Raw genomic sequence first — 22,517 nt, forward strand, 5'->3', positions numbered from 1 at the left:
TGATGGAGCAGGTGCTGCCCTCCGACGTCGTCGTCGTCGAGCATCGCGGGAAACCCCTTCCCGCACCCCTGTTCCCCGAGGAGGAAGCCGCCGTCGCGCGTGCCGTCCCCGCCCGGCGCACCGAGTACGCCGCCGTCCGCGCATGTGCGCGGGTCGCTCTGACGCGCCTCGGACCAGGCCCGGTCGCCGTCCCGTCAGGGCGCGACCGCGCGCCGATCTGGCCCTCGGGCGTGGTCGGCAGCATGACCCACTGCGACGGTTACCGGGCGGCCGCCGTCGCGCACGGCGACTCGTGGGCCGGCATCGGGATCGACGCCGAGGTGCTCGAGCCGCTGCCTGCCGAGACGGTGTCGCTGATCATGAGCGACGCCGAGCGCGACGCACTGGCGGGCATCGATCCCGCGCTGTGCCCCGACCGGATGCTGTTCTCCGCGAAGGAGTCCGTCTACAAGGTGTGGTCGCCGATCATGCACTCGTGGCTCGGTTTCGAGCACGTGGACGTGCGGATCGACGACGGCACGTTCACCGCGCGGCTGCGCGTCAGCGGACTGGGCACCGACGTCCTGCACGGCCGGTGGGCCGTCGGAGACGCTCTGGTGGTCACCGCCGTCGCGATTCCCCGGGCGTGACCCCTCGAGCCCCGGACACCACGTCGCGGGTCACCAACGGTGCGCGACGTCCACGACGAGCCGCGACGACGTCCCGGGACCGTCGAGCGAGAACACCCGGAACGGAAGGCGTGCCCGCACCCCGAGCCCGACGGTGGTGTAGCCCTCGAACGTGCCGGCGTGCACGACCTGGCGGAACGTCCGGTACCCCGTGACGTTGCTGAGCTCGACCGGGTCGGCGGGCGTGTAGGTCTCGCCGGGGTCGTTCACCGTAATCTGCAGCCAGGCGCCCCCGCGCGTCGGCACGACGGCTCCCGAACCGTCCTGCGTCACCTCGGGTACGTAGCGCACGGTGTACCCGCCGACGTCCCCGGCCACGTCGATGACGAGCCGGTCGTAGCACGAGTGCTGCCCGGTGCGGACGGCGGTCACGGGCGCGTGCGAGAGACCCGGGGCCGACTTCTCGAGCGAGCCCCAGCGGATCGCGCAGGAGGGTCCCGCGCTCGCGGTCGGGGCTGACAGGAACAGGAGCGCGCCCACGAGGAGCCCGACCACCAGGAATGCCCGACGCATCTGCCGACTCCCTCGTCGCACCGACACCGCACGCTGCCTGACCGCTCAGGATATCGCCGTCTCGCCGGCACCGATCGGGTGAAGTGCGCCCGGGCGCCCGTTCAGGGCAGGTGGACGTGCTGGGGTCCGAGGGCGGCGATGCTCGTGGTGCCGAGCAGGGCCATGGTGCGCTGGATCTCGCGGGTCAGGATGTCGGCGGCGCGTTCGACGCCGCGTTCCCCGCCGGCCATCAGCCCGTACAGGTAGGCGCGTCCGATCATGGTCGCGTCCGCGCCCAGGGCCAGTGCGGCCACGATGTCGGCACCGGACATGATCCCGGTGTCGACCCAGACCTCCGCGTTGTCCCCGATCGCGTCCTTGACGTCCGGGACCAGGCGCAGCGGCACCGGGGCGCGGTCCAGCTGGCGCCCGCCGTGGTTGGACAGCACGATCGCGTCCGCCCCGGCCTGGACCACGCGGCGGGCATCGGCCACGGTCTGGATTCCCTTGATGATCAGCGGCCCGTCCCAGGACGCCCGGATCCACTCCAGGTCCGCGATCGTCATGGTGGGGTCGAACAACCGGTCCAGCAGGTCCGCGACGGTGCCGGACCACTCGGTCAGGGAGGCGAACGTCAACGTCTCGGTGGTCAGCAGGTTGACCCACCACGCGGGGTGGGTCGCCGCGTCCAGCACGGTCTTGACCGTCAGCGCCGGGGGGATGGAGAACCCGTTGCGGGCGTCACGCAGCCGGGCGCCGGCCACCGGGACGTCCACGGTGAGCACGAGCGCCTCGAACCCGGCCGCCTTGGCCCGGGCCATCAGGTCCTCCCCGGCGGAGCGGTCACGCCACACGTACAGCTGGAACCACGTGCGGGCCTGGGGTCCGGCCGCGGCGACGTCCTCGATCGAGGTGGTGCCCATCGTGGACAGCGCGTACGGGATGCCGCGCCGTTGTGCGACCCGGACCACGGCACGTTCGCCCTCGTGGTGCATGAGGCGGGTGAACCCGGTCGGGGCGAACGCGAACGGCACGGCGGCCGGCGCGCCGAGCATGCTGGTCGTGGTGTCGATCGCGGACACGTCCTGCAGGATCGAGGGCCGCAGCTCCAGGTTGCGGAACAGGGCGCGTGCCCGACGCAGGCTGATCTCGGCCTCGGCGGCACCGTCTGTGTAGTCGAAGACCGAGCGCGGGGTCCGCCGCTTGGCCACCTGTCGCAGGTCAGCGATCGTCAACGCGTCGCGCAACCGCCGGTCGGTGCGATCCCACACGATCGGCTTGGGACGCATCAACGGCGCAAGCTCCGACCACCGCGGCACCTGACGAGCCGTCACCGGGACCTCCACACGCTCTCTGGTGCGGGCACCGTCGCCCGCGGGTGTCGACTGTAACGTTTCATTCCGGATGCGGGTAGTCGGCTCACCCCGCGACGACGGAAGGATCCGACGAGGTGCGCACCACCAGCTCGGGCTGGAACTGGATCTGCTGGTGCACGTAGTCGCTCCCCTCCGTCCGGTGACGGAGGAGGAGGTCGGCGGCTGTGAAGCCGAGCTTGTGCGTCGGCTGGCGCACCGAGGTCAGCGGCACCATGAGCGCGGGAGCGAAGTCGACGTCGTCGTAGCCGACGACCGCCATGTCGCGCGGGATCGAGACGCCCGCCCGCCGGAGCGCACGCAACGCGCCCAGCGCCGTGAAGTCGTTGACGCAGAACGTCGCGGTGATCGGCGCGCCGTCGGACCCGCGCGACATCAGCCGCTCCGCCCCGAGCGCTCCGCCCTCGGCGTTCAGGGTCGGGATCGTCAGCTCGACCAGCGCCTCACCCGGGTCCAGGCCGGCCGCGGCCAGTGCCGCCAGAACACCTTCTCGCCGGTCGGCGCACTGCCGGATGCCGAGCGGGCCGTTGAGGAACGCGATCCGCGTGTGCCCCATGGCGACCAGGTGCTCGACCGCGAGCGCACCACCCCGGACGTCGTCGACCGCGACCGACGACAGCCCGTCCAGCGGGGACGTCGCGTCGAGCAGGACCGTGTCGATTCCGCGCTCGCGCACCACCAGGAGCGTCTCCAGCGAGGCCGCGGACGACGGCGTCACCATCACGCCCTGCACACCGTGCTCCTCGAAGAGGCGCAGGTACCGCGCCTCGCGCTCGGGCTTCTCGTCGGACGAGCTGAGCATCAGCGTGTACTCGTCGAGCGCCAGACGGTCCTCGATCCCGCGCGCCACGGCGGTGAAGAACGGGTTCGCGATGTCCAGGAGCACCACGCCGATGCTCTGCAGGGTGCCTGCGCGCAGCTGTCGGGCCGACGCGTTCCGGACGAACTGGAGCTCCTCGATCGCCGCGAGCACCCGGTCGCGGGTCGCGCTCGCCACGTGGTCCGGCCTGTTGAGGACGTTGGAGACGGTGCCCACCGAGACCTGGGCCAGCCTGGCGACGTCGACGACCGACGCGCGCCGTGGCGCACGTCCCTGGGTACCTGTCGCCATCGCTCGACCCTTCGTTGAACCGTCGGCCCTGATGCTAGCGGCTCGAATATAACGATTCAGGCAGGAACTCGCCGCGCCCTTGCACACGCCGCGACGGCGCGGCTATGGTCCCTTCGTTGAATCGATTCATGCCTCAAGGAAGAGGAACATCGATGTTCCGTACCACCCCTCATCTCCCCGCATCGCAGGGCGCTGCATGAGCGCCGCCGGCGCCGGGGTCACCGCGCCGATGCTCGAGGTCCACGACCTGGCCAAGCACTTCGGACCGGTCATCGCCCTCAGCCACGGCGAGCTCGAGGTGCGTGCCGGCGAGATCCACGCCCTGATCGGTGAGAACGGCGCGGGCAAGTCCACGCTCGTCAAGATCCTCGCCGGCGTGTACCAGCCGACCTCGGGCACGCTGCTGCTCGGTGGGCAGCCGTTCGCGCCGCGCACCCCCGCCGAGGCCCGAGACGCGGGTGTCGCCGTGATCTACCAGGAGCCGACGCTCTTCCCGGACCTGTCCGTCGCGGAGAACGTGTTCATGGGCCGCATGCCGAAGGCGGGAGCGTTCGTCTCCCGGCGTGAGATGCGCCGACGGACCAGTGAGCTCCTGGCGCTGCTGGGCGTCGAGATCGACCCCGACCGTCCGGCGCTCGGCATGTCCATCGCCGACCAGCAGCTGGTCGAGATCGCGAAGGCGGTCTCGCTCGACGCCCGAGTGCTCGTCATGGACGAGCCCACCGCGGCTCTGAGCGGGGTCGAGGTCGAACGCCTCTTCGCGGTCGCCCGCCAGCTGCGCGACCGCGGCGCGGCCGTCGTCTTCATCTCCCACCGGTTCGACGAGATCTTCTCGCTGTGCGACCGCATCACCGTCATGCGCGACGGCGCCCACGTCGCGACGGAGAACGTCGCCGACACGACGCCGCCCGAGGTGGTCCGCCAGATGGTCGGCCGCTCGGTCGACACCCTCTTCCCCCGAACCGAGCGGACCCCTGGCGAGACGGTCCTGTCCGTGCGCGGTCTGTCCCGTGCCGGCGTGTTCGCCGACATCGACCTCGACGTGCGAGCGGGCGAGATCCTCGGAGTCGCCGGGCTGGTCGGCTCGGGACGCAGCGAGGTGGTCCGCGCCGTGTTCGGCATCGACCGCTACGACTCCGGCACCGTGACGATGCAAGGCGCCGCCCTGCCGGCGGCCGACCCGGAAGGCGCCATGCGCCGCGGGCTGGCCCTCGTGCCCGAGGACCGCCGCAAGCAGGGCCTGCACGTGGACCTGTCCGTCGCCCGCAACATCGCACTCACCCTGCGCTGGCAGATCGGCCGCCTGGGCCTCATCTCGCCCGGCGCCGAGTACCGAGAGGCCGAGACCTGGGCCGCGGCCCTGCAGGTCAAGGCGCGCGACCTCGACACGGTCGCGGGCACGCTCTCCGGGGGGAACCAGCAGAAGGTCGTGCTGGCCAAGTGGCTGTCCACGAAGCCGACCGTCCTCATCATCGACGAGCCCACCCGTGGCATCGACGTCGGGACGAAGGCGGAGGTGCACCGGCTCCTCGACGAGCTGGCCGGGCAGGGCGTGGCGATCATCATGATCTCCTCGGAGCTGCCCGAGGTGCTCGGCATGAGCGACCGCGTGCTCGTCATGCACGAGGGCCGGGTCACCGCCGTGCTCGACCGCGCCGACGCCGACGCCGAGACCGTGATGGCCGCGGCGACGGGGGTGGCCGCATGAGCGTCGGACAGCTCCTGCGCCGCCGCGAGACCAGCATCCTGATCGCGATCATCGTGCTGGTCGTCGTCGCGACCTCCAAGAACAACGGCTTCACGTTCAGCAACGACGGGTTCCGCGACCTGATGCTCGCGCCGGCGCTGCTCGTGCTCCTGGCCGTCGGTCAGAGCATCGTCATCATCACGCGCAACGTCGACCTGTCGGTCAGCAGCGTGCTCGGCATCGTCGCCTTCGCCACCGGCAAGTGGTTCATCGGCGTCCCCGACATCCCGATCATCGTGGTGATCCTGCTCGGCGTGCTGTTCGGTGCCCTGCTCGGCGCGATCAACGGCCTGCTGGTCACGATCGTCTCGGTCCCGTCGCTCGTCATCACGCTCGGCACGCTCTACATCATCCGTGGCATCACCGTGACCTGGGCCGGGAGCGAACGCATCAACGCGTCCGAGATGCCCAAGCCGTTCCTCGCCCTGGGAACCGCCAAGGTCGGCCCGGTACCGCTGCTCGCGCTCATCGCGCTCGCCGTCGTCGTGGTCGCCGCCGTGTACATGGGCTTCGCCCGGGGCGGTCGCGAGCTGTACGCGATCGGCTCCGAGCCCGAGGCCGCGCGGCTCTGCGGGCTGCCCGTGGCGCGCCGCACGTTCTTCGCGTTCGTCCTGTCCGGCACGCTCGCCGGCCTCGCGGGCGTCCTGTTCGCGGCGCGGTACGCGACGGTGGCGTCCAACGCGGGAACCGGTCTGGAGCTCCAGGCCGTCGCCGCGGCGGTCATCGGCGGCGTCGCCATCTTCGGCGGCAGCGGCACGGTCGCGGGAGCAGCCCTCGGGGCCGTCCTGCTCGCCACCATCGACCGCGCGCTGCCGATCCTCGGCATCCCCGACTTCTGGCAGCAGGCCGTCGTCGGCGCCCTGATCATCGGCGCGATCGTCCTCGACCGCGTGCTCGCCCAGCGCAACGCTCGCCGCCTCACGTCGACGAGCGTCCGAGACCACGTCCAACCGCCGCCCGCACTCACCGTGGGAGGTGCCCGATGAGCCAGACACTCACACCCGCACGCACGGTCCCGCTCACCCCCAGTCCGGCAACCCGGTGGCGGCGGACGCTGCTGGGCCGCGACTCCGCGGTCGTCGGGCTGCTCATCGTCGTCGTGATCGCCGCCTCGGTGCTCGTCCCCGGGTTCGCCAGCACCACCACCTGGTACTACCTGCTGCTCGACGTCTTCCCGATCCTGCTGATCGCGCTGCCCATGACGCTCGTGATCATCTCCGCGGAGATCGACCTGTCCGTCGCCAGCATGCTCGGCCTGAGCAGCGTGATCGTCGGGTCGCTGTTCGAGGCCGGCTGGCCGCTGCCCGCGGCGGCGGCGGTCGCGCTCGTCGTGGGCGCCGTCGGCGGCTGGTTCAACGGCTTCCTGATCACCCGGGTCGGCCTCCCGTCGCTCGCGGTCACCATCGGTACGCTCGCGCTCTTCCGTGGCATCGCGGTCGGCATCCTGGGCACCCGGGCGGTCACCGGCTTCCCGGACTGGGCGCAGAACCTCGTGACCAGCAGGATCGGGCCGATCCCGTCGGTGATCTTCCTGTTCCTCGTCCTCGCCGCGATCTTCTGGATCACGCTGCACGCCACGGCGGTCGGACGCGTCACCTACGCCGCCGGCCTCAACGCCGAGGCGGCCCAGTTCGCCGGGGCGCGCGTCGGGAGGCTCAAGCTCGGGCTGTTCGTCGCCACCGGAGTCATGTCCGCGCTCGCCGGCGTGTACTGGACGCTGCGCTACGGCACGGCACGCGGCGACAACGCGGTGGGCCTCGAGCTGTCCGTCGTGGCCGCCGTCCTGGTCGGCGGCGTCTCGATCTTCGGAGGACGGGGCGGCATCGTCGGCGTCATCGCCGGCGTCCTGGTGATCGGAGCCCTGCGCAGCGCCCTGCGCCTCGCCGACGTCTCGTCCGACGTCATCAACGTCATCACCGGCTTCCTGCTCATCGCGACCGTGATCGCCCCCGGCCTGTGGGCCCGGTTCGGCGAACGCCTCCGACGCAGGACCACCTGATCCAGCACCACCTCCGTGCTTTTCCCATCCCGCACAGAACCAGAAGGGAATTCCATAATGATGTGGATCTCACGTCGCAAGGCCGGTCGAGCGTCGGCCGCGGCACGCGTCGCCGTCGCCGCAGCCACGGTCGCCATCCTGGCCGCAGCCTGCAGCTCCGGCGCCCCGGGCTCGGAGGACTCGGCCGACGGCGACTCGTCGGCAGCGGCCGGGGGCGGGGGTGACGTGTCGATCACGTTCCTGCCGAAGAACCTGGGCAACCCGTACTTCGACACCTCCAGCAAGGGCGGCAAGGCGGCGGTCGAGGAGATCGGCGGCGAGTTCAAGGAGGTCGGCCCGACCGAGGCCACGCCCGACGCGCAGGTGAGCTTCATCAACACGCTCACGCAGCAGAAGGTCAGCGCGATCGTCCTGTCCGCCAACGACCCGTCGGCCCTGTGCAGCTCCCTCGACGAGGCGAAGGCGGCCGGCATCAAGGTCGTCACGTTCGACTCGGACGTCGACGCCGAGTGCCGCGACCTGTTCGTCAACCAGGCCACGGCCGAGGGCATCGCCAAGGCACAGGTGGACCTGATCTCCGAGCAGATCGGTGACGCCGGCGAGATCGCCGTGCTGTCGGCCACCGCCAACGCGACGAACCAGAACGCCTGGATCGACATGATGAAGACCGACCTGGCGGCGAACCACCCCAACATCACCCTCGTGGACGTCGTCTACGGCGACGACGACGACCAGACCTCGTTCGACAAGACCGCGGCGCTGCTGCAGTCCCACCCGGACCTCAAGGGCATCGTCTCCCCCACGACGGTCGGTATCGCCGCGGCCGCGCGCTACCTGCAGACGTCCGACTTCAAGGGCAAGGTCAAGCTGACCGGGCTCGGCACGCCGAACGACATGCGCGACTACGTCAAGGACGGCACCGTCGACGCCTTCGCCCTGTGGAACCCGGAGGACCTCGGGTACCTGTCCGCGTTCGCCGCCAACGCGCTCGTCGACGGGACGATCACCGGCAAGGAGGGCGACACCTTCACGGCCGGAAAGCTCGGTGAGTACACGGTCGGTCCCGACGCGACGGTCCTGCTCGGCGAGCCGTACGTGTTCAACGCCGACAACATCGACGACTTCGACTTCTGACGTCGCGACCCGGTGCCGGCCGCGACGCGGCCGGCACCGGGGATCCCACTCCCCGGAGCACCCATGACCCGCGTCTGCTTCATCTCCCGTGTGCGCGACGACCGCCTCGACGAGTACCGCGCACGGCACGCAGCCGTGTGGCCGGAGATGCTCGAGGCGCTGCGCGACTGCGGGTGGTCCCGCTACACGCTGCACCTGGGCACCGACGGGCTTCTCGTCGGGTTCCTGGAGACAGCCGACTTTCCCGCCGCTCGGGCCGCCATGGCCGCGACGCAGGTCAACGCACGTTGGCAGGCCGAGATGGCGCAGTTCTTCCTCACGCCGGGCAACCCCGACGAGGGCTTCGCGGTCCTCGACGAGGTGTTCGACCTCGACGCACAGCTACGGGCGGCCGGGCTGCCCACCGCCGGAGCACAGGAGCCACAGGCATGACGATCGACCCACACGCCGCCCTCGCGGCCCTCGCCCAGCAGACGATCGAGCTGCCCTCCTGGGCCTTCGGGAACTCCGGGACCCGGTTCAAGGTGTTCGCGCAGGCGGGCGTCCCTCGTGACCCCTACGAGAAGCTCGCCGACGCCGCCCAGGTGCACCGGTTCACGGGCGTGACCCCTCGGGTCTCGTTGCACATCCCCTGGGACCTCGTCGACGACTACGACCGGCTGGCCGCGCACGCCGCAGGCCTCGGGCTGCAGATCGGCGCGATCAACTCCAACCTGTTCCAGGACGACGACTACATGCTGGGCTCGCTGACGCACCCAGACGCCCGGGTGCGCGCCAAGGCCGTCGCCCATCACGTCCAGTGCATCGACGTCATGCGGGCCACGGGGTCCACAGACCTGAAGATCTGGCTGCCCGACGGCCTGAACTACCCCGGTCAGGACTCGCTGCGTGCCCGCCAGGACCGCCTCGCCGAGTCGCTCGCGCAGGTCTATGCGGCCCTCGACCCGGACCACCGGCTGATCCTCGAGTACAAGTTCTTCGAGCCGGCGTTCTACGCCATGGACATCCCTGACTGGGGCACGTCGCTGTTGCACTGCCTTGCGCTCGGCGAGCAGGCGTTCGTGGTGCTGGACACCGGCCACCACGCTCCGGGTACCAACATCGAGTTCATCGTCGCGCAGCTCCTGCGGGCCGGACGCCTCGGGGCCTTCGACTTCAACTCGCGCTTCTACGCGGACGACGACCTGATGGTCGGCGCCGCGGACCCGTTCCAGCTGTTCCGCATCCTGCACGAGATCGTCGGGTCCGGTGCCCTGTCCCCCGACTCCGGCGTGAACTTCATGCTCGACCAGTGCCACAACATCGAGCCCAAGATCCCCGGGCAGATCCGGTCGGTGATGAACGTCCAGGAGGCCACCGCCAAGGCTCTGCTCGTCGACGGCGACGCCCTTCTCGCAGCACAGCTGGCGGGCGACGTGCTCGGCGCGAACGCCGTCCTCATGGACGCGTACAACACCGACGTGCGCCCGCTGCTGTCCGACCTTCGCACGTCCCAGGGGCTCGACCCCGACCCGATGAGCGCCTACCGCGCGTCCGGGTACGCCGACACGATCGTGGCCGAGCGCGTCGGTGGCGCGCAGGCCGGATGGGGAGCCTGACCAGATGAGCACGCAGCCGACTCCGGCCGAGGAACTCGTCGCCCGTTCCAACCGTCTCGGTGCGGATCCGCGCACCACGAACTACGCGGGCGGCAACACGTCCGCCAAGGGCACCGCGACCGACCCTGTGACCGGCCTGGACGTGGACCTGCTGTGGGTGAAGGGCTCGGGTGGTGACCTGGGCACGCTGACCGAGAAGAACCTCGCGGTCCTGCGTCTGGACCGGGTGCGTGCCCTGCAGGACGTGTACCCGGGGGTCGAGCGCGAGGACGAGATGGTCGCGGCGTTCGACTACTGCCTGCACGGCAAGGGTGGTGCGGCGCCGTCGATCGACACCGCGATGCACGCCCTGGTCGACGCCGCCCACGTGGACCACCTGCATCCCGACGCAGGCATCGCGTTGGCCACGGCCGCCGACGGTGAGTCGCTGACCGAGGAGATCTTCGGCGATGTGGTGGTGTGGGTGCCGTGGCGTCGGCCGGGTTTCCAGCTCGGGCTGGACATCGCGGCGATCAAGGAGGCGAACCCGCAGGCGATCGGCTGCATCCTGGGCGGGCACGGCATCACCGCGTGGGGTGCGACGTCCGACGAGGCCGAGGAGCGCTCGCTGCGGATGATCCGGACCGTCGAGGCGTTCATCGCGTCACGCTCGACGGGTGAGCACCCGTTCGGTGCGGTCGTCGCGCCGGCGTTGCCCGACGACGAACGCCGCGCTCGCGCCGCTGCTCTGGCACCGGTGGTCCGCGGACTGGCATCGATGGACCGGCCGCAGGTCGGGCACTTCACCGACTCCGAGGTGGTGCTCGACTTCGTCGGGCGGGAAGCCCTGGCGCGGCTGGCTGCGCTGGGCACGTCCTGCCCGGACCACTTCCTGCGCACCAAGGTCTCCCCGCTGGTGGTCGACCTGCCCGGGGACGCACCGCTGGAGGACGTGGTCGCGCGCCTGCAGGAGCGGCACGCCACCTACCGGGCCGACTACCAGGCCTACTACGACCGGCACGCCACCCCGGACAGCCCGGCGATCCGCGGCGCCGACCCGGCGATCGTGCTCGTGCCGGGCGTGGGGATGTTCTCCTTCGGCAAGGACAAGCAGACCGCCCGGGTCGCCGGGGAGTTCTACGTCAACGCGATCAACGTGATGCGCGGCGCAGAGACCATCTCCTCGTACGCCCCGATCGAGGAGTCCGAGAAGTTCCGCATCGAGTACTGGGCGCTCGAGGAGGCCAAGCTCGCGCGGATGCCCCGGCCCAAGCCGCTGGCCACCAGGGTCGCGGTGGTCACGGGTGCCGGCTCGGGCATCGGACGCGCGATCGCCGAGCGGCTCGCGGCCGAGGGTGCCTGCGTCGTGGTCGCGGACGTCAACCTCGAAGGTGCGCAGGAGGTCGCTGCGGCTCTCGGCGGCCCGGACGTCGCCGTAGCCGTGCACGCGGACGTCACCTCCGAAGACGCGATCAGCGCCCTGATCGACGAGGCGTGCCTGGCGTTCGGCGGCGTCGACCTCGTGGTGAACAACGCGGGGCTGTCGATCTCCAAGCCGCTGCTGGACACCAGCGTCAAGGACTGGGACCTGCAGCACGACGTCATGGCCCGCGGCTCGTTCCTGGTGGCCCGCGAGGCCGCCAGGGCGATGATCGCGCAGAAGCTGGGCGGCGACATCGTCTACATCGCGTCCAAGAACTCCCTGTTCGCGGGCCCGAACAACATCGCCTACTCCGCCACGAAGGCTGACCAGGCGCACCAGGTCCGCCTCCTGGCCGCCGAGCTCGGCGAGCACGGCATCCGCGTCAACGGGGTCAACCCCGACGGCGTCGTGCGCGGCTCGGGGATCTTCGCCGGCGGGTGGGGTGCTCAGCGCGCCGCCGTGTACGGCGTCCCCGAGACCGAGCTCGGCGCCTACTACGCCCAGCGGACGCTCCTGAAGAAGGAAGTCCTCCCGGAGCACGTGGCCGCCGCGGTCTTCGCGCTCACCGGGCCCGACCTCGTCCAGACCACCGGCCTGCACGTGCCCGTCGACTCGGGCGTCGCCGCTGCGTTCCTGCGCTGATGGGCGGGTTCGCCGCCGTGGACCTCGGTGCGTCGAGCGGCCGGGTCATGCTCGGTCGCGTCGACCGCGGACGCGTCGTCCTCGACGAGGTCGCCCGGTTCCCCAACGGCGCGGTCGAGCTGCCCGGCGTCAGCGGTCTGCGCTGGGACCTCCCCCGGCTGTGGCGGGGCATCCTCGACGGCCTGCGTGCCGCGGCCGTCGAGCACGGTCCGCTCGAGGGCATCGGCATCGACTCCTGGGCGGTCGACTACGGCCTGGTCGACCGCCACGGCGACCTCGTGTCCGCGCCCGTCCACTACCGGGACCACCGCACGGACGGTGTCCCGGACCGGGTCTTCGCGCAGGTCCCCGCGGCCGAGCTGTACGCGCGCACAGGCCTGCAGACGCAACAGTTCAACACGGTCTTCCAGCTCGTCGCCGCGCAGGGCACCACCGACCTCGCGGCCGCGGACAGGATGCTGCTCGTCCCCGACCTCCTCGGCGCCCGGCTCACGGGTGTCCAGGGCGCCGAGATCACGAATGCGTCGACCACGGGGCTGCTCGACGCGCGGACCCGTGAGTGGGCGCTCGACGTCGCCGCGCGACTCGGTGTCGACACCTCCCTCCTGCCCCCTCTGCGCGAGCCGGGCACCCTCCTGGGCACCGTCCGTGCGGACCTGGGTCTGGGCGCCGACGTTCCCGTGTGGACGGTCGGCTCGCACGACACCGCGTCCGCCATCGTGGCCGTACCGGCGTCCGCGCCGGACTTCGCCTACATCTCGTGCGGCACCTGGTCGCTGGTCGGGCTCGAGCTTGATGCGCCTGTGCTCACGGAGGCGAGCCGCGAGGCCAACTTCACCAACGAGGCAGGCGTCGACGGCACCGTCCGGTACCTGCGCAACGTCATGGGTCTGTGGGTGCTGCAGGAGTCGATGCGCACCTGGCGCGAGGTCGACGGTGACGACGTCGACCTGCCTCACCTGCTCGCTCTGGCGGCCGACGTCCCTGCGCTGAGGACGGTGGTCGACATCGATGCCGGCGAGTTCCTGCACCCCGGCGACATGCCCGCTCGGCTCTCGCAGGCCGCACGCGCGACCGGCCAGCCCGTCCCGTCGTCACGAGCCGAGGTCGTCCGCTGCATCCTCGACTCGCTCGCGGTCGCGTACCGCCGCGCGGTCCGCACGGCTGCCGAGCTGGCCGGCCGCGACGTGCGGACCATCCACCTCGTGGGTGGTGGGGCCCGGAACGCGCTGCTCTGCCAGCTCACCGCCGACGCGACGGGCCTGCCGGTGGTGGCCGGCCCTGTCGAGGCAGCCGCGTTGGGGAACGTCCTGATCCAGGCGCGCGCCGCGGGCGTCCTCGACGGCGACCTGCTCGCCCTGCGCACCATCGCCGCCCGTAGCGCCGAGACGGTGACCTACCTGCCGGCCGCGGCCGGCAGCGACGCGCCGTGGGCCGCGGCTGAGCGTCGGCTGACGGCACGGGACTGATCGCTGGCTCCCGGCGGCATCTCGGCCCGTCGGCAGGCGGACCATGCAGCCGACGTGGCACTCTCGGGGTGTCCGGTGCCAACTGCACGGGAGGGCACGGCCATGGATGTGCACCTGATCACGGCAGAGGGCGTCCGCGACTGTGACCCGGGCGAGCTGACGGCGCTGCTCGCGGCCAAGCACGGCATCGTCTGGGTCGACATCCCCGAATGGGACGCGAGGACCGGCGAGATCCTGTCGAGCGTCTTCGGGCTGCACCCGCTCGCGCAGCACGACATGGAGGTCCGCAACCGGCTGCCCAAGCTGCACGCCTACCCGGACTCGCTGCTGCTCGTCCTGCACGCCCCGGAGCGCGGTGCCGGAGGGCACGTCCACCACGTCGAGCTCGACCGCGTCATCGGCCCTCGGTACCTCATCACGGTGCACGGCCCGGTCAACCCGGCGGTCGGCCGGGAGGTCATGCTCCGGGACACCGACGAGGTCCTCGCGCGCATCCGGTCGGGCCGGCTGCAGCCGCGCACGGCCTTCGACATCTCGCACGCGATCGTCTCGACCCTGACCCGGCGCATGGAGCGCTTCGTCGAGGAGCTGACCACGGACGTGTGGGAGCTCGAGCGGCGGGTCACGGAAGGCGGGTACGACGACCCGGAGAAGTTTCTGGACGAGATGTTCCGCACCCGGCACGGACTGCTGGCCGTCCGCACCATCGCCGCGCAGACGGCCCAGATCTACCGACGCGTCTCCGGGATCTCGCGCGCGGTCCCTGAGGAGAGCCGGCACCTCGTCGTCGACCTGGTGGACCAGTTCGACCGCATCGCCGCGCTGGCCGGCGAGGAGAAGGACTACCTGCAGGGCGTGATCGAGTTCTACCGGGCACGCACGGAGACCAAGATGACCATCGCCGCCGAACGGCTCGCCGTCATCGCGGTGGTCACCCTGCCGATCACGGCCCTCGCCTCCGTGCTCGGCATGAACCTCATCGTCAACGACCGCACGACGCCGGTCCCCCTGTCGGTTGCTCTCGGCATCATGCTCACGATGTCGGCAGGGCTCCTCTACTGGGCCAAGCGCCAGGGCTGGTGGTGACCGGCCGCCGTCAGGGGACGACGTCCAGGCGCTCGGCCAGGAGCCGGGCGATCGGCCACGCTCCGTCGGACGTCGTCCCGACGACCGTGAAGGTGAGCTGCTCGGCCGGGGCGTGCAGGCTGCGGAACGAGACGCCGGCGTCGTACCCCTCGAGGAGGTAGATGTCGCGGTCCTTGTGCAGCCAGAAGCCGAGGCCGTACCGCCGCCCCTCCTCGATGTCCTCGCTGCGCGGACGGGTCATGAGGGCGACCGACGACGGCGAGACGATCACCCCGGCGAACAGCGCGGCCCAGAACCGGTGCATGTCGGCTGTCGTGGTGTAGAGCCCGCCGTCGCCGTTTCCTACGACGGGCAGGTGGAAGACGTTCGTCCGGCCGTTCGCGACGTATCCCAGCGCGGCGCGCCCGGGCAGGTCGTCGGACCTCAGGTAGTCCGTGTCGACCATGCCTGCGGGCCGGCAGACCCGGTCACGGACGAGATCGTGGAAGTCGACGCCGCTCGCGCGCTCGGCGAGCAGCGCCAGCACCATGTAGCCGCCGTTGCAGTACTCGAAGCGCTCGCCGGCCGGGAACCTCGTCGCAAAGCCGTCCAGGACCGCGAGGAACTGCTCCGTGGTCGCCAGGTCCTGCACGGGGACGGACAGGGCGTAGTCGTCGATGTCGGACTCGACGCTCTCGTCGAGGTAGTCACCGATCCCGGAGCGGTGCGCGAGCAGGTGCTCGACCGTGACGTCGTCGGCGACGAGCGGCAGGTCCTCACCCAGCAGCGAGCGCGCGGTCGTGCCGAGCGTCAGCGTGCCGTCCTCGACGAGGCTCATGACGGCCAGCGCCGTCATGCCCTTGCAGCCGCTGGCCATGGCGACCTGGGAGTCGACGGTCATGGGGATCCGGTGCCTGCGGTCGGCCAGCCCGTAGGCCGCGTGGAGCACCGCGGTGCCTCCGCGCTCGACGCGGACCACCCCGGAGAACTCGTCGGCGAGCGACGCGACCTCCTGTGCCAGGTCCATGCCGCCACCGTAGGACGACTGCCGTCGAGCGCACGACGGGTTTACCGGAGCGGAGTCGGCCGCACTGGCGCCGTGGACCAGAGCTGGGTCCCCCGCCACGACGACGGGTGAGCAGTACTCGGGGCGTGCGCGCAGCTGCGTCCGTCCGGGGGTCCCCTCGGCGCCGCACGGCCTGCGCACAGCGCGCTGACCTGCACCTTCACCCGGTGCTGTCCGCGGGCTGGACGCGGGGCCCCGCGAGCCTCACACTTGCGCTCGCCCCTCTAGATGGTCCAGCCGCCGATGGCTGGGAAAGGACCCGCGGCCGTGCTGCGCACCGTGACTTCTCACCTCTCTCTCGACGTGCGCGCCCCGCTCGAGATCGAGCTCCTCGTGGCCGTCGCCGATGGCGCCTACGACCGTTCCGAGCTCCTCACCGTCCGTCATGAGGACGGCCCTCTGGACGTCACCGAGGTCAAGCTCGCGCACGGCGCGCGCATGCACCGGGTGCTCGCGCCGAAGGGCCGCGTGGTCGTCGACTACCACGCCAGCGTCTCCGGCCAGGCGGATCTGCCGGCCATCGACGACGTCGACATCGTCGAGTACCGCCGACCCTCGCGCTACGCCGACTCGGACCGCCTGCTGGCCTTCGCGCGGGACCAGTTCCGCGACCTCGAGGGCGAGGCCCTGCTCGATGCCGTCGTCGCCTGGGTCACCGGCCACGTCACGTACCTGTCCGGCTCGAGCCTCCCCACCGACGGTGCGACCGACACCCTGCTGAAGCGGCGCGGCGTGTGCCGCGACTTCGCTCACCTCGTCGTCGCCCTGCTCCGTGCCCGGGACGTCCCGGCCCGACTGACGTCCGTCTACGCGCCGGGTCTCAAGCCGATGGACTTCCACGCCGTCGCCGAGGCCTACATCGAGGGCGCCTGGCACGTGGTCGACGCGACGGGGATGGCGCCGCGGGAGTCCCTCGTGCGCATCGCCACCGGGCGCGATGCCACGGACACCGCGTTCATCTCCTGGTACGGCGGGGCGCTGTACGTCAAGGCGATGACCGTGACCGCGACGATCCACGGAGGCCCAGGACCCGACGCAGGCACGGGCCTGGTCGCACTGCGCTGACGGGCTACGCGCTCTCGCGCAGGTTCCGGCGTCGGCCCTCGACCTCGACGAGCTCCGCGTACGCGGCACGGTAGGCGACCGGGTCCTCTTCGGCGTCCATGCGCTGCAGCCGCCCGCGGAGCTCGGCGATGTGGCGCGTGAACCCCATCTCGACCAGGCTGCGGACGACGCCCTTGACGTAGCCGTCCAGCGACTGGGGCCGGTCCTCGGGCAGCGGAGCGACCGCGAGCTCGGTGACCAGCGGCCGCAGGTTCTCCCCTGCCTCCTCGATCACGGCCCCGACCCATGCGGTCGCGTTCCCGAGCGTCCGGGCGACGACGAGGCCGCCCGCGGCCCGGACCGCCTCGTGCACCGCGCGGTACGCAGGTGCGCCGAACGCGTCGGCAGGCAGGTCGTCGAACTCCTCGGGCACGAGGGACGGCTGCTGCAGGACGACCTCGAGCGCGGTCCGCTCGATCTGTGCGACGGGGTCCCGACGGTCCGGCTGCGGCATACGCGCCTGCTGGGGCACGGGGCGCTCGTCGCGCAGTGCGGGACGCTCGTCCCGGACGGGTCGAGGGTCCGCGCCGCGGGACGGCTGCCTGCTGGTCGCACCCTGCACCGCGCGACGCACCGACTCCTCGTCGTCGATGCCCAGCCACCCGGTCAGCATGCGCGTGTACTCAGGCCGAAGCCCGGTGTCCCGGATCCCCGCAACGACCGGTGCGGCAGCACGCAGGGCCCCGATCCGTCCCTCGGCCGTCCGCAGGTCGAACGTCTCCAGCGTGCTCTTGATGACGAACTCGTACAGCGGCGTGCGGCCCGCGACCAGCGCGCGCACCGCGTCGGGACCCTTGGCCTGACGCAGCTCGCAGGGGTCCATGCCGGACCTCTCGACGGCCACGAACGTCTGCGCGGTGAAGGTCTGGTCCTCGCCGAACGCGCGCAAGGCGGCCTTCTGACCCGCGGCGTCCCCGTCGAACGTGAAGATGATCTCCCCGCCCACCGACGCGCCGGACGCGAGCTGGACTCCCCCGGTCGAGCCGGAGTCGCCCACCAGCCGGCGCACGATCCGTGCGTGGTCGGACCCGAACGCGGTGCCGCAGGTGGCCACCGCCGTTCCCACCCCGGACAGGTGCATCGCCATGACGTCGGTGTAGCCCTCGACGACGACCACACGCTTGTCCCTCTGCATGTCGCGCTTGGCCAGGTCGATGCCGTACAGCACGTGGGACTTCTTGTAGAGCGCGGTCTCCGGGGTGTTCAGGTACTTGGGGCCCTGGTCCTCCTCGAACAGCCGGCGCGCGCCGAACCCGACGGTCTCCCCCGTGACCTCACGGATCGGCCAGACGAGCCGCCCGCGGAACCGGTCGTAGACGCCGCGCTGCCCCTGGCTGACCAGCCCGGACGCGGTGAGCTCCGCCTCGGTGAACCCGCGCCCGCGCAGGTGCCGCATGAGCGAGTCCCACCCCTGCGGCGCGAAGCCCACCCCGAAGTCGGCGGCGGCGGTGCGGTCGAACCCGCGCTCCGACAGGAACGCCCGACCGGCGGCCGCGGCGGGTGTGCTGAGCTGCTCGCGGTAGAACTCCTCGGCGACCTTGTGGGCCTCGATGAGCCGGCGGCGCTTGCCGGGCTCCTCGCCGGGCCGGGGTGCGCCGCCCTCCTCGTACCGCAGCTGGATGCCGACCTTGCCGGCCAGGTACTCGACCGCCTCGGTGAACCCCAGACCGTCGACCTTCTGCACGAAGTCGAGGACGTCACCGCCTTCGCCGCACCCGAAGCAGTGGTAGCGGCCCACCTGCGGGCGGACGTGGAAGGACGGTGAGCGTTCGTCGTGGAACGGGCACAGGCCTTTGAGCGAGCCGACGCCCGCGGACTTCAGCGTGACGTGCTGCCCGACGATCTCGTCGATGTGGGCACGCTCGCGGACCGCCTCCACGTCCTCCCGCCGGATGCGTCCTGCCACGCGCAGAGTCTAGGCGTGGATGGGCGGGTTCCCGAGCGTGCTCAGCGCAGACGCCACGATGTCGGCCGGCGGCCGCATGGCGTCGATCTCGATGCCGGTCTCGTCGGCCTCGAGCGGCTCCAGGGTCGCGAGCTGCGTGTCGAGCAGCGCGACCGGCATGAAGTGGCCCTCCCGTTCCCGCATCCGAGCGGCAAGCTCCTCGCGGGTGCCGACGAGATGGACCGGGTGGAGGTCCGGCGCGAACGAGCGCAGCAGGTCCCGGTACGGCCGTCGCAGCGCCGAGCACGCCACGACGATCCCGTCCGGCGACGCGGCGATCGCCGCACCGACGAGCCGGAGCCACGGCCACCGGTCGTCGTCGTCCAGCGGCACTCCTGCCGACATCTTGGCGAGGTTGGCGGGTGGGTGGAGGCTGTCCGCGTCGAGGAACGGCACGCCCAGCCGGTCGGCCAGCAGCGACCCGACGGTCGACTTCCCGCAGCCCGAGACTCCCATCACGAGAAGGTGGCTCACCAGTCGTGCACCGTGCCGTCCGCGAGCCGGTTGTACGGCAGGTACGCGGTCTCGTACGGGTACTTGCCGGCCTCGTCGACGTCGAGCTCGACGCCCAGACCGGGCTGGTCGCCCGGGTGCAGGTAGCCGTCCTCGAACGTGAACGACTGCCGGAACACCTCGTTGGTCTTGGTGCCGTGCTGCATGTACTCCTGGATGCCGAAGTTGTGGATCGCCAGCCCGACGTGCATCTGCGCCGCCAGGCCCACCGGCGAGATGTCGGTCGGTCCGTGGAACCCGGACCTCACCTGGTACTGGGCGGCGTAGTCCATGACCTTGCGCAGCGGCGTGATGCCACCGAAGTGGGTCGACGCTGCGCGCACGTAGTCGATCAGCTGCTCCTTGATGAGCGACTGGAAGTCCCACACGGTGTTGAAGATCTCGCCGATCGCCAACGGCGTGGTGGTGTGCTGCCTGACCAACCGGAGCGCCTCCTGGTTCTCCGCCGGGGTGCAGTCCTCGAGCCAGAACAGGTCGTACGGCTCGAGCGACTTGCCCAGCTTGGCAGCCTGGATCGGCGTCATCCGGTGGTGCCCGTCGTGCAGCAGCGGAAGCTCGGGGCCGAACTCGTTGCGGACCGCCTCGAACACGGTCGGGATGTGCCGGAGGTAGGCGCGCGTGTCCCAGTCCTCCTCGGCGGGCAGGGCGCCACGCTGGGCGGGCTCGTGGTCGTACCGCTCGGCGCCTGCGTCCGCGGGTCCCGACTGTGACGCGATCCCGTAGATCCGGTTGAGCCCCGGCACGCCCGTCTGCACGCGGATGGAGCGGTAGCCCAGGGCCTGGTGCTCGCGTACCGAGTCGAAGAGCTCCGGAAGCGAGGCCCCCGACGCGTGCCCGTACGCCATGAGGCCGCTGCGGCTGGCCCCGCCGAGCAGCTGGTAGACCGGCAGGCCGGCGACCTTGCCCTTGATGTCCCACAGGGCCATGTCCACGGCGCCGATCGCGGCCATCGTCACGGGACCGCGCCGCCAGTACGCGCTGCGGTAGAGGAACTGCCAGGTGTCCTCGATGCGGTGCGGGTCGCTCCCGATCAGCAGGGGCACCACGTGGTCGCGCAGGTAGCTGACGACGGCGAGCTCGCGACCGTTCAGGGTGGCGTCCCCGAGGCCGGTCAGACCCTCGTCGGTGGTGATCTTCAGGGTGACGAAGTTGCGGTTCGGGCTGGTGACGACGACGTCTGCTGCGGTGATCTTCATGAACGAGCTCCTGTGAGAGTGGGTCGACGAAGGACGAGCACCTCGGCGACGTGACGCGCGAACACGTCCGCGCGCGTGAGGTCGGGTGCGAGGACGGCGAGGGCCAGGCGGGCGCGGGCGGCGCTCCCGCGGCCGGGGAGGCGAACGGCCAGCTCGACCGCGCCCGGGTCGACGGACGACACGTCGGCGGACTCGAGGAACCGGATCCACCCGGCGATGACGGCGGCACCCGCCGTTCCCACGGGCAGTCCAGCCTCCGCGCGCTGCTGGGCGACGGCGAGGACGCGGACCGGCAGCTTCTGCGACCCGTCGCGGGCGATCTGGGCGAGCTCGTGCTCGATCCCGGTGTTCGCGAACCGCGTGCGCAGCTCCGCGAGCGCCTCGCCCGCGTCCATCGGGAGCACGTCGGCGGGCTGTGCGACGTCGTAGATCGTCGGCACCGGCGGCTCCTCCACGACCCGAACGCTAGGCACGGCGGCACGTCGTGGCAACCGCTTGTCGTGAGGTCATCGAGCCGCCCCCGACGGGACCACGACGGCTCGACGCCCAGGTACCTCGCGCCTGGTCGCGGACCACCGGCTGGAGGAGGACGAGGCCGCCGAGACGATCGTCGACCTGGTCCGTGGCCGCCCGACCGAGGTGTTCGGGCTCGAGACGAACCTAGACGAAGGCGGCCGGTCCGCCGTGACGTGGCGGGTGGACGAGCCGGGCGTGCAGCTCGGCGGCCGAGATGTCCGTCAGGGAAGCCACCTGGTCGATCACCACCCGCAGTCGAGCGGCGTCGTCGGCGGCGGCCGCCCAGTCGGCGGCGAACGGGGGCTCGAGCGCGATCGGGGCGCGCTCCGACAGGACGTGGACCAGATCGGTGAGCACCTCGCGCTGCCGGTGGTACAGCGGTTCGAGCTCGCGCGGGGCCATGACGTAGGTGACCGCAAGGCCCTTGAGCACGAGGATCTCCGCGAGCGTCTCGTGCGGGACGATCAGGTCGGCGGCGTACCGCGTGAGCGGTCCGGGGCCGTACTCGGCCCGCGTGGCGCGCTGGGACGCCTTCGCGAACCTGCCGATGAGCTGGCTCGTCGAGTCCTTGAGATGGGCCAGAGCACCGCGCGACCCGTCGAACCCGAGCCGCCACAGCTGGGCGGTCACGAGCCGGTCGATCGCATCCTGCAGCTCGTCGCCGCTCACCGCGTCGCCGTACCAGGTCTGCACCGCCTCGACCACACGGTCGCGCTCGCGCGGGACGCCCAGCACCTCCAGGTCCAGACGCCCGCCGACCACGGCGTCCTCGACGTCGTGCACCGAGTAGGAGATGTCGTCGGCCAGGTCCATGACCTGCGCCTCGAGGCACTTGCGACCGTCGGGCGCGTCCTTGCGGAGCCACTCGAACACCGGCAGGTCGTCCTCGTAGACGCCGAACTTGTGGGTCGGTCGCCCGCTCGCCTCGCTGATGGGGCCGCGCAGGTGCCGCCACGGGTACTTCACGGACGCGTCCAGGCTGGCGCGTGTGAGGTTCAGGCCGACCGCGTGACCGTCGGGTCCGACGACCTTGGGCTCGAGGCGCGTGAGGAGCCGGAGCGTCTGGGCGTTCCCCTCGAAGCCGCCGATGCCCTTGGCCAGCTCCGCGAGCGCGCGCTCGCCGTTGTGCCCGAACGGCGGGTGGCCCAGGTCGTGGGCGAGGCAGGCGGTGTCGACGACGTCCGGGTCGCACCCGAGCGCCTTGCCGATCTCGCGGCCCACCTGTGCGACCTCGAGGGTGTGCGTGAGGCGGGTCCGCACGAAGTCGTCCGACGACGGTCCGAGCACCTGCGTCTTGGCCCCGAGCCGGCGAAGCGCCGAGGAGTGCACCAACCGGGCGCGGTCCCGCTCGAACGCCGTGCGCTCGCGGGACTTGGTGCCCTCGCGGACCCAGCGCTCACGGTCGGCGTCGACGTAGCCGTCGACGTCGGGGGGATGGGCCAGTGCCTGGTCCGGTACCGTCACGGCGCCAGCCTAA

20 protein-coding genes are annotated in these 22,517 nt (G+C 71.4%); 11 read left to right on the plus strand and 9 right to left on the minus strand.

All coding sequences use genetic code 11. From position 1 onward, the window contains the following. The first annotated feature begins 2 nt into the window (after positions 1 to 2). Positions 3 to 629 (plus strand): 4'-phosphopantetheinyl transferase, encoded by a 627-nt coding sequence (locus tag N553_RS0111445; protein ID WP_231505270.1) that lies wholly within the window; start codon positions 3 to 5, stop codon positions 627 to 629. A 30-nt stretch (positions 630 to 659) separates the two neighbouring features. On the opposite strand, the gene N553_RS0111450 is transcribed toward N553_RS0111445, so the two are convergent. From N553_RS0111450 to N553_RS0111460, 3 genes are all read right to left on the minus strand, one after another. Then, positions 660 to 1,181, minus strand: coding sequence for a hypothetical protein (locus N553_RS0111450; protein ID WP_028046629.1), 522 nt, complete (start codon positions 1,179 to 1,181; stop codon positions 660 to 662). A 101-nt stretch (positions 1,182 to 1,282) separates the two neighbouring features. After that, positions 1,283 to 2,494, minus strand: coding sequence for an alpha-hydroxy acid oxidase (locus tag N553_RS0111455; protein WP_028046630.1), 1,212 nt, complete (start codon positions 2,492 to 2,494; stop codon positions 1,283 to 1,285). Between the two features lie 85 nt (positions 2,495 to 2,579). After that, a complete protein-coding gene (locus N553_RS0111460) occupies positions 2,580 to 3,644 on the minus strand; it encodes a LacI family DNA-binding transcriptional regulator (protein WP_028046631.1) in 1,065 nt (354 codons plus the stop codon). Positions 3,645 to 3,840: 196 nt separating this feature from the next. Between N553_RS0111460 and N553_RS0111465 the strand changes: the two genes are divergently transcribed. The 9 genes from N553_RS0111465 to N553_RS0111505 all read left to right on the plus strand — a co-directional run bounded on the left by N553_RS0111465 (position 3,841) and on the right by N553_RS0111505 (position 14,721). Further along, entirely contained in the window at positions 3,841 to 5,352 is a 1,512-nt protein-coding gene (locus N553_RS0111465) for a sugar ABC transporter ATP-binding protein (RefSeq protein WP_028046632.1), read from the plus strand. Beyond that, positions 5,349 to 6,377 carry an ABC transporter permease gene (locus tag N553_RS22365; RefSeq protein WP_034621819.1) on the plus strand — a complete coding sequence of 343 codons (1,029 nt, stop codon included), beginning with the start codon at positions 5,349 to 5,351 and terminating at the stop codon, positions 6,375 to 6,377. The genes N553_RS0111465 and N553_RS22365 overlap by 4 nt, the downstream gene beginning before the upstream one ends. After that, the gene (locus N553_RS0111475) at positions 6,374 to 7,390 is read left to right on the plus strand and encodes an ABC transporter permease (protein WP_028046633.1); all 1,017 of its coding nucleotides are present in this window, start codon (positions 6,374 to 6,376) and stop codon (positions 7,388 to 7,390) included. Before N553_RS22365 ends, N553_RS0111475 begins: the two co-directional genes overlap by 4 nt. A 60-nt stretch (positions 7,391 to 7,450) precedes the next feature. Continuing rightward, positions 7,451 to 8,524: a rhamnose ABC transporter substrate-binding protein gene (rhaS, locus tag N553_RS0111480; protein WP_028046634.1), complete on the plus strand. Its 1,074-nt coding sequence runs from the start codon at positions 7,451 to 7,453 to the stop codon at positions 8,522 to 8,524. A gap of 63 nt (positions 8,525 to 8,587) precedes the next feature. Further along, positions 8,588 to 8,956, plus strand: a complete 369-nt coding sequence (locus N553_RS22370; RefSeq protein ID WP_034621821.1) for an L-rhamnose mutarotase — start codon at positions 8,588 to 8,590, stop codon at positions 8,954 to 8,956. After that, a complete protein-coding gene (gene rhaI, locus N553_RS0111490) occupies positions 8,953 to 10,122 on the plus strand; it encodes an L-rhamnose isomerase (RefSeq protein WP_028046635.1) in 1,170 nt (389 codons plus the stop codon). The genes N553_RS22370 and rhaI overlap by 4 nt, the downstream gene beginning before the upstream one ends. A 4-nt stretch (positions 10,123 to 10,126) precedes the next feature. Then, on the plus strand, positions 10,127 to 12,166 hold the full coding sequence (locus N553_RS0111495) for a bifunctional rhamnulose-1-phosphate aldolase/short-chain dehydrogenase (RefSeq protein ID WP_028046636.1): 2,040 nt from the start codon (positions 10,127 to 10,129) through the stop codon (positions 12,164 to 12,166). Then, positions 12,166 to 13,635, plus strand: a complete 1,470-nt coding sequence (locus N553_RS0111500) for a rhamnulokinase family protein (RefSeq protein WP_028046637.1) — start codon at positions 12,166 to 12,168, stop codon at positions 13,633 to 13,635. The genes N553_RS0111495 and N553_RS0111500 overlap by 1 nt, the downstream gene beginning before the upstream one ends. Positions 13,636 to 13,737: 102 nt before the next feature. Continuing rightward, the gene (locus N553_RS0111505; protein WP_028046638.1) at positions 13,738 to 14,721 is read left to right on the plus strand and encodes a magnesium transporter CorA family protein; all 984 of its coding nucleotides are present in this window, start codon (positions 13,738 to 13,740) and stop codon (positions 14,719 to 14,721) included. Between the two features lie 10 nt (positions 14,722 to 14,731). On the opposite strand, the gene N553_RS0111510 is transcribed toward N553_RS0111505, so the two are convergent. Then, a complete protein-coding gene (locus tag N553_RS0111510; protein ID WP_028046639.1) occupies positions 14,732 to 15,727 on the minus strand; it encodes a serine hydrolase in 996 nt (331 codons plus the stop codon). A 306-nt stretch (positions 15,728 to 16,033) separates the two neighbouring features. Here N553_RS0111510 and N553_RS0111515 point away from each other — a divergent pair, with 306 nt between their 5' ends. Then, entirely contained in the window at positions 16,034 to 16,831 is a 798-nt protein-coding gene (locus tag N553_RS0111515) for a transglutaminase family protein (RefSeq protein WP_028046640.1), read from the plus strand. Positions 16,832 to 16,835: 4 nt separating this feature from the next. Here N553_RS0111515 and dnaG read toward each other — a convergent pair whose 3' ends face one another. The 5 genes from dnaG to N553_RS0111540 form a co-directional block, all read right to left on the minus strand. Continuing rightward, positions 16,836 to 18,776, minus strand: a complete 1,941-nt coding sequence (gene dnaG, locus N553_RS0111520) for a DNA primase (protein WP_028046641.1) — start codon at positions 18,774 to 18,776, stop codon at positions 16,836 to 16,838. A gap of 9 nt (positions 18,777 to 18,785) precedes the next feature. Continuing rightward, positions 18,786 to 19,289: a gluconokinase gene (locus N553_RS0111525; RefSeq protein ID WP_231505240.1), complete on the minus strand. Its 504-nt coding sequence runs from the start codon at positions 19,287 to 19,289 to the stop codon at positions 18,786 to 18,788. Beyond that, the gene (manD, locus tag N553_RS0111530) at positions 19,286 to 20,524 is read right to left on the minus strand and encodes a D-mannonate dehydratase ManD (protein ID WP_028046642.1); all 1,239 of its coding nucleotides are present in this window, start codon (positions 20,522 to 20,524) and stop codon (positions 19,286 to 19,288) included. Before manD ends, N553_RS0111525 begins: the two co-directional genes overlap by 4 nt. Continuing rightward, the gene (locus N553_RS0111535; protein ID WP_028046643.1) at positions 20,521 to 20,979 is read right to left on the minus strand and encodes a hypothetical protein; all 459 of its coding nucleotides are present in this window, start codon (positions 20,977 to 20,979) and stop codon (positions 20,521 to 20,523) included. The genes manD and N553_RS0111535 overlap by 4 nt, the downstream gene beginning before the upstream one ends. Positions 20,980 to 21,184: 205 nt before the next feature. After that, positions 21,185 to 22,504 (minus strand): deoxyguanosinetriphosphate triphosphohydrolase, encoded by a 1,320-nt coding sequence (locus N553_RS0111540; protein WP_231505241.1) that lies wholly within the window; start codon positions 22,502 to 22,504, stop codon positions 21,185 to 21,187. Positions 22,505 to 22,517 lie beyond the last annotated feature (13 nt).

The organism is Cellulomonas sp. URHE0023 (genome assembly GCF_000688475.1).
Taxonomy (GTDB): Bacteria; Actinomycetota; Actinomycetes; order Actinomycetales; family Cellulomonadaceae; genus Cellulomonas.